Genomic DNA, 16040 nt, shown 5'->3' with positions numbered 1-16040 from the left:
TAATTCGCGATGACAGCAGAATGGAAGATTTTTGATCATGACAAGCGATATCAAGCTCCTCGACTATCTTAAGGTGCGCCGTTCCACACCCGCTTTGCAACTTTCCGAGCCGGGGCCTTCGAAAGCCGACATCGAGGAAATCCTGCGCCTTGCCGTGCGCGTTCCGGATCACGGCAAGCTGGCACCCTGGCGTTTCGTCGTTTATCGCGGTGAAGATCGTGTGCGCCTTGGTGAAGCCGCGCTCCGGATCGCGCTCGAGAAGAACCCGGAACTGGACCTCCAGCAGCAGGATGCAGAGCGCACCCGCTTCACCCGCGCGCCTGTCGTCATCGCCGTCATCAGCACCGCCAAGCCACATTTCAAAATCCCGGAGTGGGAGCAGGTCATGTCCGCCGGCGCCGTCTGCCTCAATCTCATCTTCTCGGCCAATGCCAATGGTTATGCGGCAAACTGGCTGACGGAATGGCTCGCCTTTGACCAGACCTTCCTGTCTGAGCTGGGCGTTGCCGCGGACGAGAAGGTAGCGGGTTATATCCATATCGGCTCGACGACATTCCCGCCGGTGGAACGGCCACGGCCGGAGCTTGCCGACGTGGTGACCTGGGTTGGGGACGTCTGATGTTCTACACCACCGATACCAACCAGCACGGTCTGCCGCACGATCCTTTCAAGGCGATCGTTGCGCCGCGGCCGATCGGCTGGATCGGCTCGAAGGGGAGGGACGGTTCTCTCAACCTCTCGCCCTATTCCTTCTTCAATGCGATTTCCGACCGGCCGAAGCTCGTCATGTTTTCCTCCAGCGGGCGTAAGGACAGTCTGCGCAATGTGGAGGAGACCGGCGTTTTCACCGCCAACCTCGTCAGCCGCCACCTGGTCGACCGGATGAATGCCTCTTCAGCGCCCGTCGCCTATGATGTCGATGAATTCGCCCTTGCGGGTCTGACCGCCGTTGACGGTCGGGTCGTGGATGCGCCTTTCGTGGGCGAGGCGCTGGCCGTGCTGGAATGCCGGGTGACGCAGATACAGCAGCTCATGGACATCGATGGCAATCCGGCGGATTCGTGGATGGTCATCGGACAGGTCATGGCGATCCACATCGATGAGACGATCATTCGCGACGGCCGTATCGATATGGGGCTGGCGCGTCCCGTGGCGCGCATGGGCTATATGGATTATTGCGACGGCGGCAGCGATGTATTCCAGCTGCAGCGGCCTTCTACTGCGCCATCTATATAGTTCTTCGCCGGCAACGGTTAAATTTTATGGTGAACCAAACGTAAACCATTTGCGCCTAGAGTTTTATACATGGTGGCGGCGATGATGCCGTCACTCATTGTTGCGAATGTGTTTCGAGGCTCAGGTGATCGTACAGGCATTTCTTCGCTGGTCTGAAAAGGCTGGATCGACCGAGCGGGCGAAAGCCGCCAATGCTCTCGGTCGCGCCTATCTGCATTCCGACATGGCGCGGGAGAACCGCGATGCCGCCTATATGGCGATGACCTATCTTCTCGACGATCCTTCGCCGCGTGTCAGGCTGGCGCTTGCCGAGGCGTTGGCGGATGACCTTGATGCTCCCCGCGCCATTCTCGTTTCGCTTGCCGAAGACCAGCCGGAAATCGCCTGCACGGTGATTGCTCGTTCGCCCGTTCTCGGGGAGGCCGATCTGGTCGATCTTGCCGGGCGTGGCGAAAGTGTTACCCGTGCCCTCATCGCCGCGAGGCCGGCCCTGCCGCGCGGGGTCTGCGCAGCACTTGCCGAAGTCGGCGATTTGCCGGAAACGATCATTCTTCTCGAGAACGACGATGCCTTCATCACGCCGTTTTCCCTGCGGCGGATTGCCGAGCGCCATGGTTCGGATGCCGATATTCGCGATCTTCTGCTTCGCCGTGAGGCGCTGCCGGCCGATGCGCGTCACCTTCTGATGGGCCGTGTCAGCGAGGCTCTGGCGGGTTCAGCACTGGTTCATGCCCTGATTGCGCAAAGTCGCGCCGACGGCATTTTCCGCGAAGCGGAGGATTGCGCCACCATCCTTATTGCCGGCAACGTTTCGTCGCCTGAATTGCCCGCGCTGGTGGAGCATCTGCGGCAGAGGCTGGAATTGACACCGGCGCTTCTCATCCACGCCGTCTGTTCGGGCAAGCTGGAATTCTTCACGGCGGCGATGGTCAATCTTTCGGGCCTCGACGACCGTAAGGTACGCGCCATTCTTGCCACCGGACGGCCACATGCGCTGAAAGCACTGTTCCAGTCGATCGGCCTTTTCGGTGATGTCGTCGATGTCTTTACCGAGGCGACGCTGATGTGGCGCCGCGCCGCCCGCTCGCATCTTTCCGAGGCCGCAGCTTCCGTTTCGGCCGAACTGCTTGCCCATTTCCGCAATGCCGATGGCTCGGAAACGCTTTTCGAGCTGCTGCATGCCGTGCGCAAGCTCGCCATGGCCGAAGAGCGGCAAAAGGCCCGGCACTATGCGGAAGCCTTGACGGTGGAAGCAGCCTGAGCCTGAGGTCTGGGGATTTTCGGCGAGATCGAAATCCATTAAACGCTGCGATGTTTTTCGAACCGGCGCATCCCACCTTCCTCATTCCTATGCCTGTCACAGGAATGAGGAGAGGTCATTTCCTTATTTCTCGAAGCGTTTGGCGATCCAGGAATAGCTGTTTTCAACCATTCGCACCGGCGTTCCGAGCAGGTGTTTCACACCTTCGGTGGAAGGCAGGATACGGCTGACGCGGCTGATCGCCTGTCTGGTCATGCTTTCTTCTTCCTTCTGTGTCACCTGTGGTGTCTCTGCCGGTGCAGCGGCGGCAGGAGGCTGGGTGCCGGGCGCATTGCCCGCCGTCTGGGGCGTCTCTTCGCCGGGTGTCTGGCACACCGCCACGACGACTGGATATGACGCATTGGCGTAACGCTCCAGCTCCTTCTCGGAAACGGCGTCGCAGAGTTCGATGCTCGTCCAGCGCTGCTGCGATGTGGCGATGTAGTGGCAATCGGTGGCGCTATCGTCGCAGCCTAGAAAGGTCATGAGGACGAGGGCTGTTTTCATGATGTGTGTTGCCTCTGTCAGGAATTATGCTCTAGAAACTCATCTATCGGGATTGCAGTGACATTACGACGAAATACGCATTTTTATAGAGAAAGCAGGCATCGCATTGGCCACGGAAATCAAGCTTGAAACGCCCCGGCAGGAAGCGGTTCTGCGCCTCATCGATCTTTCGAACGCCTATATGGCATCGCTTTATCCCGCCGAGAGCAATCACCTTGTCGATATCGGCCAGCTGGAAAAGGACAATGTCTCCTTTTTCGTCGTGCGGCATGATGGCCGCGTGGTCGGCTGCGGTGCGCTGGTGGAAGCCGGCGACGGCACGGCGGAGGTCAAGCGCATGTTCGTCGATCCCGAAGCGCGGGGATTGCGGATCGGCAAGCTGATCATGGATACGCTTGTTGCGCGTGGCGTCGAACTAGGGCTTTCCGCCATCCGGCTCGAAACCGGTATCAGCCAGCCGGAAGCGATCGGTCTTTATCGCAAGGCGGGGTTTGTGGAGATCGAAGCCTTCGCGCCCTACAGGCCTGATCCGTTCAGCCTGTTCATGGAGAAGGCGCTTTAAGCGGTGCGCGTTTGCCGGCAAGCCGTGCTGCACACTCGACGTCATCCTCGGCCTTGTGCCGATGATCCAACCACGTAGCGTGAAATCAATCGGTTGCAGATGCTCGGGACAGGCCCGAGCATGACGGAGGCGGGGTTCAGGGATTTTTCCCCAGCTGAGCCGTGTTCGAGCAAGCCCTTCACTGCAGGCATCAGCAATCAGAAAGCGGCTTTCCGAAATGCCGTTGTTTCCTCGCTATCGTCTTCAAGCGCAGCGACCTCATCAACGGGATCGTCGTGCGTGGGCGGTGACGGCGGAAGCTCGACGCTGACGGCACCCGAGAGTTCCACTTCGCGTACCCATTCGCGCCAGATCGCCACCAGAAGCGCCATCAGCACAGGGCCGATGAAGAGGCCGAGGAAGCCCATGGTCTTGACGCCGCCGACGAGGCCGAAAAAGGTTGGCAGGAAGGGCAGTTTGATCGGGCCGCCGACCAGCTTGGGGCGGATGGTCTTGTCGACGATGAAAAGCTCGACCGAGCCCCAGACGAACAGCGCCAGCCCGTAGGCCGGCGAGCCGCTGGCGACCAGATAGATCGAGACCAGCGTAAAGGAGAGCGGCGCGCCGCCCGGAATGAGGGCCATGACGCCGGTGAGAACGCCGAGCGTGACGGGTGAGGGCACCCCGGCGATCCAGTAGGCGATGCCGAGGATGATGCCTTCACCGATGGCGATCAGCGTCATGCCCGTAACGGTGGAGCTTATGGTGGCGGGCACGACGCGGGAGATGCGTTCCCAGCGTGTCGGCAGGATGCGTTCGCCCACAAGGTCGACCTGGCGGGTGAAGCCGGCGCCGTTGCGGTAGACGAAGAACAGCGCGATCAGCATGAACAGCAGCGTCAGCACGAGGTGGAAGGCGCCATTGCCGGCAGCGAGGATCGCCCGGTAGATATTGCCGATATTGGCGCCGCTGACGAGCTGGATGACTTCGCCGATGGCGCCCGGCGTGCCGATATATTTCACCCATTGCTCGCCGAACCAGGGGCCGACGCCGGGAAGTGCGGCGATCCAGTCCGGTACGGGAGCGCCCGTCTTGTTGACATGAACGGCCCAGCCGAACCATTCGCGAATTTCGCTGGCCGTATAGGAGGCGGCGATGAAAATCGGCACGACGAGGAAGGCGAGGATGAGGATGATGGCGATGGTGGCGCCGAGTGTGGTGTTGCCGCCTACCTGCCGCAAGAGCCGTGTATAGACCGGCCAGCTGGCAAAACCGATGACGAGGGCGGCGAGAACGGGGACGAGAAAGCCGTGGAAGAAATAAATGCCGGCAAGGGCAACGAGAACGAGCAGCCAGCGCGCAGCCGAGATGGGCGGGATCAGGGCGATCCGCGTCGGGCTGGCGGGACCAAGCCATCTCGGTTCGCCACTGGGCTTACGGCTGTCAATATTACTCACGGCAGGCTCTTTCTCGCATTCTCCCCGAAGGGTGCATTCACTCTGTCACACCGATACATATAAGTGCAATATAATCGGATCACATTACCGTTGTGTGTTTATTGCCTAGCCTATTGAACGATTTTGGTAAAAATAGAACATCGGTCTTGGCTCGCGCATTGAAATATGACAATTGAACTCCGTTTTTCTTGCGGCGTAAGGTTGCCGCGTCCGATCTCCAGGTCATGCCATGCTCCGCCGTTTCTTTTCCTATTACCGTCCCTATCGCGGTCTGTTCATTCTCGATTTTTCCTGCGCGGTTTTGTCGGGCGTGCTCGAACTCGGCTTTCCCATGGCGGTGAAGGCCTTTGTCGACGTGCTTCTGCCGGGCGGTGAATGGGCGATCATCCTTGCGGCGTCGGTGGGTCTTCTCGTCATTTACGTGCTGAATACCGGGCTGATGGCGACCGTCACCTATTGGGGACATATGCTCGGCATCAATATCGAGACCGACATGCGGCGTCTGGCCTTCGATCATCTGCAGAAGCTTTCCTTCCGTTATTTCGACAATCAGAAGACCGGCCATCTTGTCGGGCGGCTGACGAAGGATCTGGAGGAGATCGGCGAGGTGGCCCATCACGGCCCCGAGGATCTGTTCATCGCCATCATGACCTTCATCGGGGCTTTCCTTTTGATGCTGTCGGTCAATGTCCAGCTGGCGTTTATCACTGCGGCCGTCGTACCCGTCACCGCCTGGGTAACCAGCCGTTACGGCGGCCGCATGACGCAGAATTTTCGCGCACTCTACGGTCGTGTCGGCGACTTCAACGCCCGTATCGAGGAAAATGTCGGCGGCATGCGGGTGGTGCAGGCCTTCGCCAATGAGGACCACGAGCGCGCGCTGTTCGAGAAGGACAACCAGAAATACCGCCGCACCAAGCTCGACGCCTACAAGATCATGGCCGCCAGCACCTCGCTCAGCTATATGAGCATGCGCCTGACGCAGATGATCGTGATGATCTGCGGCGCCTGGTTCGTGCTGACGGGCAGCCTTACCGAAGGCGGCTTTGTCGGCTTTCTGCTGCTGGTGGGCGTATTTTTCCGGCCGGTGGAAAAGATCAATTCGGTCATCGAGACCTATCCCAAGGGCATTGCCGGTTTCCGCCGCTTCACCGAGCTGCTGGATACGGCGCCCGATATCGTTGATGCGCCGGATGCGGTGGAAGCGCCGCTGCTGCGCGGCGATATTGAATATCGCCATGTCGGTTTCGGTTATGCCGAGGGCAAGACGGTTCTTACCAATATCGACCTGAAGATCAGCGCCGGCGAGACGGTGGCCTTCGTTGGCCCTTCAGGAGCTGGCAAGACAACGCTCTGTTCGCTTCTGCCGCGCTTTTACGATGTCACCAGCGGCGCTATCACCATTGACGGCGTCGATATCCGCAGGATGAAGCTTGCCTCCCTGCGCAACCAGATCGGCATCGTGCAGCAGGATGTCTTCCTGTTCGGCGGCACGATTCGCGAGAATATCGAATATGGCCGGCTCGGTGCATCGGATGAGGAGATCATGGATGCGGCACGGCGCGCGCGTCTCGATGGCGTCATCGAGGCGATGCCGCTCGGGCTCGACACCGTTATCGGCGAGCGCGGCGTCAAGCTGTCCGGCGGCCAGAAACAGCGTCTTGCCATTGCCCGCATGTTCCTCAAGAACCCGCCGATCCTCATTCTCGATGAGGCGACGTCGGCGCTCGATACCGAGACCGAACGGGCCATCCAGCAATCGCTGACGGAGCTTGCCAAAGGCCGCACCACGCTTGTCATCGCCCACCGGCTGGCGACGATCCGCGATGCCTCGCGCATCGTGGTGGTGGACCAGACCGGCATTGCCGAAACCGGCGCCCATGCCGAGCTTCTGGCCGCCAAAGGCCATTACAGCCGCCTGCATGAGGCGCAGTTCAGCGCGCATCTTCCTGCCTGAGTCCACGGCGCCTGCTGCCGGAGGCTTTGTGCCGCTAGCGCTGCTTTAGGCCCCGTTTTTTTTCCGTAGCCTGCTCCTCGACGATGCCGGGGTTCGGCTCCGGTTTGCCGGGATGGCTGGTTACGAGATAACCCATGGCGACCGTGGCGGCGACGATGAACAGCAGTACCATGCCGCTGATCGTCATCAGCCAGTCACGCGGTCTTCGATGCGCCATGATATATTTCGGCCATTGGCTCGGATGATGCACCACACTGAATTTATCGCCGTATCGCATGAGCTTCCCCGGAATATCGTTGCTTCGTGAAAGATCAACGCAGGCGCGCAAGCGGCTGTTCCGCAATGACGGGGCAGGGGCGATGACAAGGCCGTGAGGGACGCCCGGCCATCGCCAACGTTGTTTTGCCGCGGAATCCGCCTCAGGCGGATTGGATGGCGATGCGATTTCCCTCGCTGTCAGCGATTTCGGCGACGAAGAGATTCTCGTTGACCGGCGTTTTCGGAAACAGGATTTCGCTGCCATGCTGAACGGCTCTGGCAAGAACATCATCGATATTCTGGACGCCAAGATAGATAATCGCCCCGTCTTTCGTCGGAACATAGGTGTCGCCCTCGGCGAGCGCGCCGCTCGCTCCGTCCTTTCCCTCCTCAAAGGGGAAATAGGCCATCCGGTTATCGTGGATCGTGACGATCTCTTCGAAGTTCACATCAAAAACGGCGGTGTAGAAACGCATTGCCCTTTCAAGATCAAGGACCGGAATTTCGACGTGGGCAATCAGGTTCACTTCGCTGTTCCTTCTGAAATAGTGCCGTAAATGTATCGACCGTCTGTGTACACGGAACGACATCCCGGCTGTCAATCGCCAAACAAAATAGTCCCCCATGCGGTGACAAAAAGCCGCTGCTCCGGGCGCATTTAACGGCCTTGATGTCCCGCGGCGCTGCCGGAGCAGGGGCTTCCCGTGCCGGGATAACCGCCGGCAAAATGACCGACAATCTCCCGCATCAAAAAGAGGTCAAAAGCCCGCTTGCCAGTCAATCCCGTTTATGCGAATGATTTGCAATTGCATTAATAAAATTCCATTTGAAAGTTCGCAAGATGGACAAGCCTGTCTTTGGATGGCGGCGGAATGGCGACGACCTTTCGCTCTCCGACGTTCACAGCACGATCAGGGTCAAGCCGAATGCCGGCACGTTTCGCCGGGCCATGGCCTTTTTCGGACCCGGATATCTCGTCGCGGTTGGTTATATGGATCCCGGAAACTGGGCGACCTCGCTCGCCGGTGGTTCCAGATTCGGCTACACGCTGCTGACAGTCGCGCTGGTCTCGAACATCATGGCCATTGTCCTGCAATCGCTCTGCGCGCGTCTGGCGATTGCTTCCGGGCGCGATCTCGCCCAGGCCTGCCGCGATGCCTATCCGAAACCGGTGGCGATGGTGCTGTGGCTGCTCGCCGAAATCGCCATCATCGCGACTGACATCGCCGAGGTCATCGGCACGGCCATCGGCCTCAACCTGATCTTCGGCATTCCGCTTGAACTCGGCGTCCTCATCACCGCGCTTGATGTGTTCCTGATCCTCTATCTGCAAAGGCTAGGCTTCCGCTGGGTGGAGGCGCTGGTCATCACGCTGCTTGGCGTCATCGCCGTGTGTTTCGCCATTCAGGTGGCGCTTGCCGATCCCGACTGGGGGCAGGTGATCCTTGGGTTCGCGCCGACGACTGATATCGTCACCAATCCGGACATGCTTTATCTGGCGCTCGGCATTCTGGGTGCAACGGTGATGCCGCATAATCTCTACCTGCATTCGGGCATCATACAGACCCGTGCCATCGGCGAGACGCTGTCCGAAAAGCGTGAGGCGCTCAAATTCGCCACGCTCGATTCCACCATCGCCCTGATGTTCGCGCTGCTCATCAACGCCTCGATCCTCATTCTGGCGGCCGCAACCTTCAATAAAACCGGGCAGACGAATGTCTCTGAACTGGGGGAAGCGCATAATCTGCTCGCGCCGCTGCTCGGCCTTGCCATTGCGCCGACGCTGTTCGGCGTGGCGCTCCTGTGCTGCGGCATCAACTCCACCGTCACGGCGACGCTTGCGGGCCAGATCGTGATGGAGGGGTTCCTCAAGATGCAACTCGCCCCCTGGCTGCGCCGCCTCATCACCCGCGCTATCGCCATCGTCCCGGCCGCCGGCGTCACCATTTTCTATGGCGACAGCGGCACGGCGGAACTGCTGATCCTGACGCAGGTGGTGCTGAGCCTGCAACTCTCCTTCGCCGTCTTCCCGCTCGTCATGTTTACCTCCGACCGTGCCAAAATGGGCTCACTGCGCGCGCCGCTGTGGCTCTCGGCCTTTGCGTGGCTGATTGCGGTGGTGATTGCGGTGCTGAATGTGAAGCTGCTGGTGGATTTTATGGGGTGAGGGAAGGTCAGGCCGCGCCTTTACGGAGCGCGGCCGCTGTTATTATGTCTTCAGAAGCGGCTAGATCGCAAACGGCCAACTTCTTCGTCTACCATTGCTTTTGACAACTGTTTGAAACTGAAAAGTGCGTATAAGGGCCGGAGAAACTCATATAAGATTTCCGGTAAATTGTCCTGTATCGTAGACGTCTCGAGCGTGACCGTTCTTTCGAAGCAGTTTTCGTTGGCCACTTGATCCGGACGAACGCTTCTGCTCCCCTCAACGTGAGTTAACTCTCGTCCTCGCAGACCATTCCATTTAACGACGAAAATGAGCTGAGAATGTTCCTTATCTAATAGCGCTGCGAAGGCAGCTGCTTGTAGTAGGCACTCACCTATTCGCCATACAGGTAGGGTGATGTCAAATTTCAGTCCAGGCGTTAAGCGATCCGGATGAGAATCTTCATCGTAGCCGCGAACCAGCATAGCTTTGCCGTCGGGGGTTACTCTCCAAAAGTCCTGATGTGCTGGATCAACGACATACTCCCGTCCAGTTTCATCCAAGTTGCATTCGATCGCTTGGTTACGAATGGTAGGTTTGATACCTTTTCGTGTTGGAACCCACCAAGGTGACCATCCCGTATGCCGGATAGTGGCCTTGTCGACTTTACTTAAAAGGTCTGGGAATTCGAGAGGTGTGAAGTCGCCAAGAACCCAGTATGTCACGCAGTAATATCCAAGGGGTTCCGGTGCGTTAACGCCTGCTTCCAACTGTGTATTTCGCCAAGCAACAAGGCCTTCATTCCGCCAAGCTAATAGAGTTTCGAGGCTATTTTCTTTAGAAACGTGAGAAGTAAGCGCTCCTCCGCCCAAAATACCTCTAATGGCATTTAAAAGGTCGTCTCTTCCAGCTTGGACACAACGATCAAGTAACTCGCGCCATTCGATGGCAGTCCCCGGCTCAGCGCTTTCAGGAGTTGGCCTTCTGATATAAACCCTCCCAACTAAAAGACTTTTTTGATCAGGGCTTCCTTTTTTAGCCTGAATAGGAACGCGATGGTCGCCTGGAACCATAATTACAGGATGAAGATATCCATCAGTTGTACGTCTCACATGCGAGACTTTGACCTGGAAACTAGGTTCTGCATAACTTGATACGATTCTCGCTATTATGTCTTGGCTGTAAGCATTTAGCGACGAAGGCGCTGGCAAGGTTGTTTCGAAAGATCCGTCGAGACGCTCACTGAACCCGAGAAGAATATAACCTCCACCATGATTAGCCAGCGCTATCGCTGCTTTAGCTAAAATAGCCATTCCTGCCTTACTGGTGAGATCAAGCCAGTTTTTAATTTCGACATTAAGTGTTTCGCGTGGAGCATCGACAAGCTGCTCAAGTTCCCTGTTGATTGACGCCACCGAAGCCTCTTCGAATGCATTTTTTACTATAAGATGCTCAAGGGTGAGTTAACGAAAATCAATGCCGCCAATTGCACAATCTTATGATTGCAAAATCCGCGCTAACAATACTCAATGTATCTCAAAGTTGAGTATATTGCTCTCCGCTAACTGAAGTACTAGCGGAGAGCGGGGATTGCTTTAATTTGTGCTATCTCAGCTGCAACCGCTCGTAGCGCCACAAGTATCGCACTTCTCGCAAGTGCCATTCCGCACCATCGTGAAGTTCTGGCATTCCGAGCACATGTTGCCCGTATAACCCTGTGCAATCGAACGCATGCGGCGCTCGTTTTCCACCTTCTTGGCTTCCGCCTTGGCCGATGCAGCGTCTGCGGCGGCCTTGTCGGAGAAGAGGGCGGTGGCGGTCTGCTGGGATTCCTGAACCACCTCGTCGATCACTTCTTCGGCGATCTCTTCGGCCAGTTCCTTGGCGCGCTCTTCATAGTCCCGCTTGAAGGAGACGATTTCGGAGGTTGCGATGGCGACCGTCGGTTCCAGCTTGCGGGCGGCGGAGCCGGCAAAGGAGGTGACGTTGGCGGAGCCACGGGCAGGGGTGGCCGTTGCCGAGCCCTTCGGCTCGGAAGACGAACGTTCGCCGCCATTGCTGGAAACCAGCGTCGGCTTGTAACCGCGGGTCCAGCCAGTGGAAACGAGGTTGGTCTTGCCTTCCTGAATACCCTTGCCGAGCGCCGTGTTGGAGAAGTCGGACGTATCGACATGGGCCAGATCGTGGCGGCCGAGATAGGAGACGGCGAGTTCGCGGAACACGTAGTCGAGGATCGACGTGGCGTTCTTGATCGCGTCGTTACCCTGCACCATGCCGGCCGGTTCGAACTTGGTGAAGGTGAAGGCCTCCACATATTCTTCCAGCGGCACGCCATATTGCAGGCCGAGCGAAATGGCGATGGCGAAGTTGTTCATCATCGCACGGAAGGCAGCGCCTTCCTTGTGCATGTCGATGAAGATCTCGCCGATGCGGCCATCGCCGAATTCGCCGGTGCGCAGATAGACCTTGTGACCGCCGACGGTCGCCTTCTGGGTGTAACCCTGACGGCGGTTCGGCAGCTTTTCACGCTCGCGCGAGACACGCTCGATGACGCGTTCGACGATCTTTTCGGTGATCGTCACGGCCTGCTGGGCAAGCGGCTGCTGGATCAGTTCTTCGACGAAATCTTCTTCATCCTCGTCTTCCACCAGCGAGGCGTTGAGCGGCTGGGAAAGCTTGGAGCCATCGCGGTAAAGGGCATTGGCCTTCAGCGCCAGCTTCCAGGAGAGCATGTAGGCTGCGCCGCAATCCTCAACCGTCGCATCGTTCGGCATGTTGATCGTCTTGGAGATCGCACCCGAGATGAAGGGCTGTGCCGCCGCCATCATGCGGATATGCGATTCGACCGAGAGGTAACGCTTGCCGATTTTGCCGCAGGGGTTGGCGCAATCGAAGACGGCCAGGTGCTCGTTTTTCAGGAACGGCGCGCCTTCCAGCGTCATCGCGCCGCAGACGTGAACATTGGCCGCTTCGATGTCCTTCTTGCCGAAGCCGAGGTGCTCGAGCAGGTTGAAGCTCATGTCGGAGAGCTGCTCGTCGGAAACTTTCAGCGTTTCCTTGAGGAAGTCGGCGCCGAGCGTCCACTGGTTGAAGACGAACTTGATGTCGAAGGCGCTTTTCAGCGCGGCGTTGACGGCTTCGATCTTCTCATCGGTGAAGCCCTTGGCCTTCAGCGTCGAGGGGTTGATGGCCGGCGCCTGGTTGAGATTGCCATGGCCGACGGCATAGGCTTCGATCTCGGCGATCTGGCTTTCGGAATACCTAAGCGAACGCAGGGCATCCGGAACGGCGCGGTTGATGATCTTGAAGTAGCCGCCGCCGGCGAGCTTCTTGAACTTCACCAGCGCAAAGTCGGGCTCGATGCCGGTCGTGTCGCAATCCATCACGAGGCCGATCGTGCCGGTCGGCGCGATAACGGTGGTCTGGGCGTTGCGGTAGCCGTGCTTTTCACCAAGTTCCAGCGCCTTGTCCCAGGCGGCTGTTGCGTGGGTGATAAGGTCCTGATCCGTGCAATCGGCATGGATGAGCGCAACCGGGTTGACCGACAGGCCCTCATAACCATCCGACAGGCCATGGGCGGCGCGGCGGTGGTTGCGAATGACGCGCAGCATGTTGTCGCGGTTCGGCGCAAAGCTCGGGAAGGGGCCAAGCTCGCCTGCCATTTCAGCCGAGGTGGCGTAGGAAATGCCCGTCATGATCGCGGTGAGCGCACCGGCAATGGCGCGGCCTTCGTCGCTGTCATAGGGAATGCCGGAGGACATCAGCAGGCCGCCAATATTGGCGTAACCGAGGCCAAGCGTGCGGTATTCGTAGGAGCGTTCGGCAATCTGGCGCGAGGGGAACTGCGCCATCATGACGGAGACTTCGAGCACGACGGTCCACAGGCGCACGGCATGTTCGTAATCGGCGATGTCGATGCGCTTCGTCGCCTGATCCTTGAACTGGAGAAGGTTCAGCGAGGCGAGGTTGCAGGCGGTGTCATCGAGGAACATATATTCCGAGCACGGGTTCGAAGCGCGGATCGGGCCTTCGGCCGGCGAGGTGTGCCAGTCGTTCATGGTGGTGTTGAAGTGCAGGCCCGGATCGGCCGATGCCCAGGCGGCGTGGGAAATCTTTTCCCAGAGGTCGCGGGCCTTCAGCGTCTTCATGACCTTGCCGTCCTTGCGGGCGGTGAGGTTCCAGTCGCCGTCATTTTCGACAGCGCGCAGGAAGTCATCCTTCAGCGAGACGGAGTTGTTGGAGTTCTGGCCCGAAACCGTGAGGTAGGCTTCCGAATCCCAATCCGTATCGTAGGTCTTGAACTGGATGTCCTTGTAACCCTGTTCGGCGAACTGGATGACGCGCTTGATGTAGTTTTCCGGCACCATGTCCTTCTTGGCAGCGCGGATTTCGCGCTTCAGGGCAGGGTTCTTGGCCGGGTCGAAGCAATCGCCATTGTCAGCCTCGCAGTTTACGCAGGCCTTCATGATCGCCTTCAGGTGCTTGGCGACGATCTTGGAGCCAGTCACGAGCGCGGCAACCTTCTGCTCCTCGTTCACCTTCCAGTCGATATAGGCTTCGATGTCAGGATGGTCGGCATCAACGACGACCATCTTCGCCGCACGGCGGGTGGTGCCGCCGGACTTGATGGCGCCGGCTGCACGGTCACCGATCTTGAGGAAGCTCATCAGGCCGGAGGACTTGCCGCCGCCGGAAAGCTTTTCGCCTTCGCCGCGCAGATAAGAGAAGTTGGAGCCGGTGCCGGAGCCGTATTTGAACAGGCGCGCTTCACGCACCCACAGGTCCATGATGCCGCCTTCATTGACCAGATCGTCTTCGACGGACTGGATGAAGCAGGCATGCGGCTGGGGATGTTCGTAAGCGGATTTGGACTTGGTCAGCTTGCCGGTGAAGGGGTCGACATAGAAGTGGCCCTGGCCGGGGCCGTCAATGCCATAGGCCCAGTGCAGGCCGGTGTTGAACCATTGCGGGCTGTTTGGCGCAACGCGCTGGGTGGCGAGCATATAGGCAAGCTCGTCGCGGAAGGCGAGCGCATCTTCTTCGGTGGAGAAATATTTGCCCTTCCAGCCCCAATAGGCCCAGGTGCCGGCCAGACGGTCGAAAACCTGGCGCGCATCGGTCTCGGAGCCGAAACGCTCGGCCTCGGGTACGTCCTTGAGGGCTTTCTCATCGGCAACCGAGCGCCACAGGAAGGAAGGAACGTCGTTTTCCTCAACCTTTTTCAGGAACTTCGGCACGCCGGCCTTGCGGAAATATTTCTGCGCCAGAACGTCGGTGGCAACCTGGCTGAACTGCGCGGGAACGTCGATATCCGCCAGACGGAACACGATGGAACCATCAGGGTTCTTGATCTCACTGACGGCCTTGCGGAAGTCGATTTCCGCGTAAGGCGATTGGCCGGGCTTCGTGAAGCGGCGTTCAATGCGCATGGTTTCCTGTCCTCGTCCATTGGGCGCCCGGTCAAGGGCGCAAAAATCCGGTCCAGCCGTGCGGTCTTTGCGCGCAGCCGGTTGTTGCCGTTCTGAAAGGGATGTTCATCCTTGGATGTGATCCCTGTATCTCGTGGCTTATTCGGCTGCAAGCATCGTGTTGGCTACTAAATATAGTATCAACAGCTTCCTGCCGCCAGTCCCCGCGTCATGTTTTTGGCGGTTCCCGAAGGCGCGCAGAAACCCACCGGCAAACCGCCCCCTGATGGCCGGGACGCCGCGTCTGGATTAGCGAGCTGAGATTGAAAGGAGCCGGCCTCGTTACTTTCCGGTCCGTTGCCGCCGCAACATAATTGTCACTTTCCTCTCGCGGCATAGATTCGTCAAGCCATAGATTGAAACGCATTTTTAACCACAAGATATTGTGTGAACTGCCTGTGGAAAACGGGGAAAGCAAAAGCGTTCAAAAAAATCAGTGACTTGGCGAGAGAATTTGAAGCTTGTGCGAGGCTGGTTTCCGCAGCGGAATGCAAAAACCGCGCATTTCCGGGGTGAGGCATAAAGGCGACACTGCGGTTTTTCCGTGTTTTTCTGTCGTCGTCAAAAAGGCCGTTTCACACAAAAAAGCCGCCCCGGCGGGACGGCTTTTTACGGCTGCTTTTGAGCGGCGGCCGGTGATCAGCCGCGCGATCCCTTGGCGATCGGCTCCTGATAGGTGAAGCCCATGTCCCAGGGAAAATAAATCCAGGTGTCCTGGCTGACTTCGGTCACAAAAGTGTCGATGGTCGGCACGCCCTTCGGCTTGGCGTACACACAGGCGAAATGCGCCTTCGGCAACATTTCGCGCACTTCCAGTGCCGTCTTGCCGGTATCGGTGAGATCGTCCACGACAAGCACGCCTTCGCCGCTATCCGTCATCAGTTCCGGGGCTACGCCCTTCAGAAGAACCGTGTCGCCCTGATTGACGTAATCATGGCGGGTGGCGATGCAGACCGTATCGATCATGCGGATGTTCAGTTCGCGGGAAATGATCGCCGCCGGCACGAGGCCGCCGCGGGTGATACAGACGATTGCCCGGAACTCTTTGTCGAGACCGGCAAGACGCCAGGCAAGCGCGCGGGCGTCGCGGTGGAACTGATCCCAGGATACGGGAAAGGCTTTATCGGGAAGGGACATGTCGTCTACCATCTGGTCAAAATTGTCGATGGC

General features: G+C 58.5%; 13 protein-coding genes. 6 read left to right on the top strand and 7 right to left on the bottom strand.

Annotated elements, in window-relative coordinates; genetic code table 11:
- Nucleotides 1–37: 37 nt before the first annotated feature.
- The 3 genes from AC1ROR_RS06025 (at nt 38) to AC1ROR_RS06015 (ending at nt 2497) form a co-directional block, all read left to right on the top strand.
- On the top strand, nt 38–619 hold the full coding sequence (locus AC1ROR_RS06025) for a nitroreductase family protein (protein WP_035223028.1): 582 nt from the start codon (nt 38–40) through the stop codon (nt 617–619).
- Nucleotides 619–1236 carry a flavin reductase family protein gene (locus AC1ROR_RS06020; RefSeq protein WP_137037748.1) on the top strand — a complete coding sequence of 206 codons (618 nt, stop codon included), beginning with the start codon at nt 619–621 and terminating at the stop codon, nt 1234–1236. Before AC1ROR_RS06025 ends, AC1ROR_RS06020 begins: the two co-directional genes overlap by 1 nt.
- 106 nt (nt 1237–1342) lie before the next feature.
- On the top strand, nt 1343–2497 hold the full coding sequence (locus AC1ROR_RS06015) for a DUF2336 domain-containing protein (protein WP_498588874.1): 1155 nt from the start codon (nt 1343–1345) through the stop codon (nt 2495–2497).
- A gap of 123 nt (nt 2498–2620) precedes the next feature.
- On the opposite strand, the gene AC1ROR_RS06010 is transcribed toward AC1ROR_RS06015, so the two are convergent.
- Nucleotides 2621–3043, bottom strand: coding sequence for a hypothetical protein (locus tag AC1ROR_RS06010; protein ID WP_498588873.1), 423 nt, complete (start codon nt 3041–3043; stop codon nt 2621–2623).
- A gap of 106 nt (nt 3044–3149) precedes the next feature.
- Between AC1ROR_RS06010 and AC1ROR_RS06005 the strand changes: the two genes are divergently transcribed.
- On the top strand, nt 3150–3605 hold the full coding sequence (locus AC1ROR_RS06005; protein ID WP_498588872.1) for a GNAT family N-acetyltransferase: 456 nt from the start codon (nt 3150–3152) through the stop codon (nt 3603–3605).
- Nucleotides 3606–3802: 197 nt separating this feature from the next.
- Here the strand turns inward: AC1ROR_RS06005 and AC1ROR_RS06000 are convergent, their stop codons facing one another.
- Entirely contained in the window at nt 3803–5041 is a 1239-nt protein-coding gene (locus AC1ROR_RS06000) for an AI-2E family transporter (protein ID WP_498588871.1), read from the bottom strand.
- A gap of 229 nt (nt 5042–5270) precedes the next feature.
- Between AC1ROR_RS06000 and AC1ROR_RS05995 the strand changes: the two genes are divergently transcribed.
- Nucleotides 5271–6998 (top strand): ABC transporter ATP-binding protein, encoded by a 1728-nt coding sequence (locus AC1ROR_RS05995; RefSeq protein ID WP_498588870.1) that lies wholly within the window; start codon nt 5271–5273, stop codon nt 6996–6998.
- A gap of 34 nt (nt 6999–7032) precedes the next feature.
- Here the strand turns inward: AC1ROR_RS05995 and AC1ROR_RS05990 are convergent, their stop codons facing one another.
- Both AC1ROR_RS05990 and AC1ROR_RS05985 read right to left on the bottom strand, forming a co-directional pair.
- On the bottom strand, nt 7033–7275 hold the full coding sequence (locus AC1ROR_RS05990; protein ID WP_498588869.1) for a hypothetical protein: 243 nt from the start codon (nt 7273–7275) through the stop codon (nt 7033–7035).
- Between the two features lie 142 nt (nt 7276–7417).
- Nucleotides 7418–7783, bottom strand: a complete 366-nt coding sequence (locus AC1ROR_RS05985) for a VOC family protein (protein ID WP_080834680.1) — start codon at nt 7781–7783, stop codon at nt 7418–7420.
- Between the two features lie 314 nt (nt 7784–8097).
- Here AC1ROR_RS05985 and AC1ROR_RS05980 point away from each other — a divergent pair, with 314 nt between their 5' ends.
- The gene (locus AC1ROR_RS05980; protein ID WP_498588868.1) at nt 8098–9423 is read left to right on the top strand and encodes an Nramp family divalent metal transporter; all 1326 of its coding nucleotides are present in this window, start codon (nt 8098–8100) and stop codon (nt 9421–9423) included.
- Nucleotides 9424–9473: 50 nt separating this feature from the next.
- Here AC1ROR_RS05980 and AC1ROR_RS05975 read toward each other — a convergent pair whose 3' ends face one another.
- From AC1ROR_RS05975 to gpt, 3 genes are all read right to left on the bottom strand, one after another.
- Complete coding sequence (locus tag AC1ROR_RS05975) at nt 9474–10817, bottom strand: RNA-binding domain-containing protein (protein WP_498588867.1); 1344 nt, start codon at nt 10815–10817, stop codon at nt 9474–9476.
- Between the two features lie 195 nt (nt 10818–11012).
- Nucleotides 11013–14831, bottom strand: a complete 3819-nt coding sequence (locus tag AC1ROR_RS05970) for a vitamin B12-dependent ribonucleotide reductase (RefSeq protein WP_498588866.1) — start codon at nt 14829–14831, stop codon at nt 11013–11015.
- A gap of 678 nt (nt 14832–15509) precedes the next feature.
- On the bottom strand, nt 15510–16007 hold the full coding sequence (gene gpt / locus AC1ROR_RS05965) for a xanthine phosphoribosyltransferase (protein WP_035223425.1): 498 nt from the start codon (nt 16005–16007) through the stop codon (nt 15510–15512).
- Nucleotides 16008–16040 lie beyond the last annotated feature (33 nt).

The organism is Agrobacterium sp. GW821-FHT14E08, from assembly GCF_058803865.1.
The sequence above is the reverse complement of the archived record's forward strand: the minus strand, read 5'-3'. Positions and strand labels throughout refer to the sequence as shown.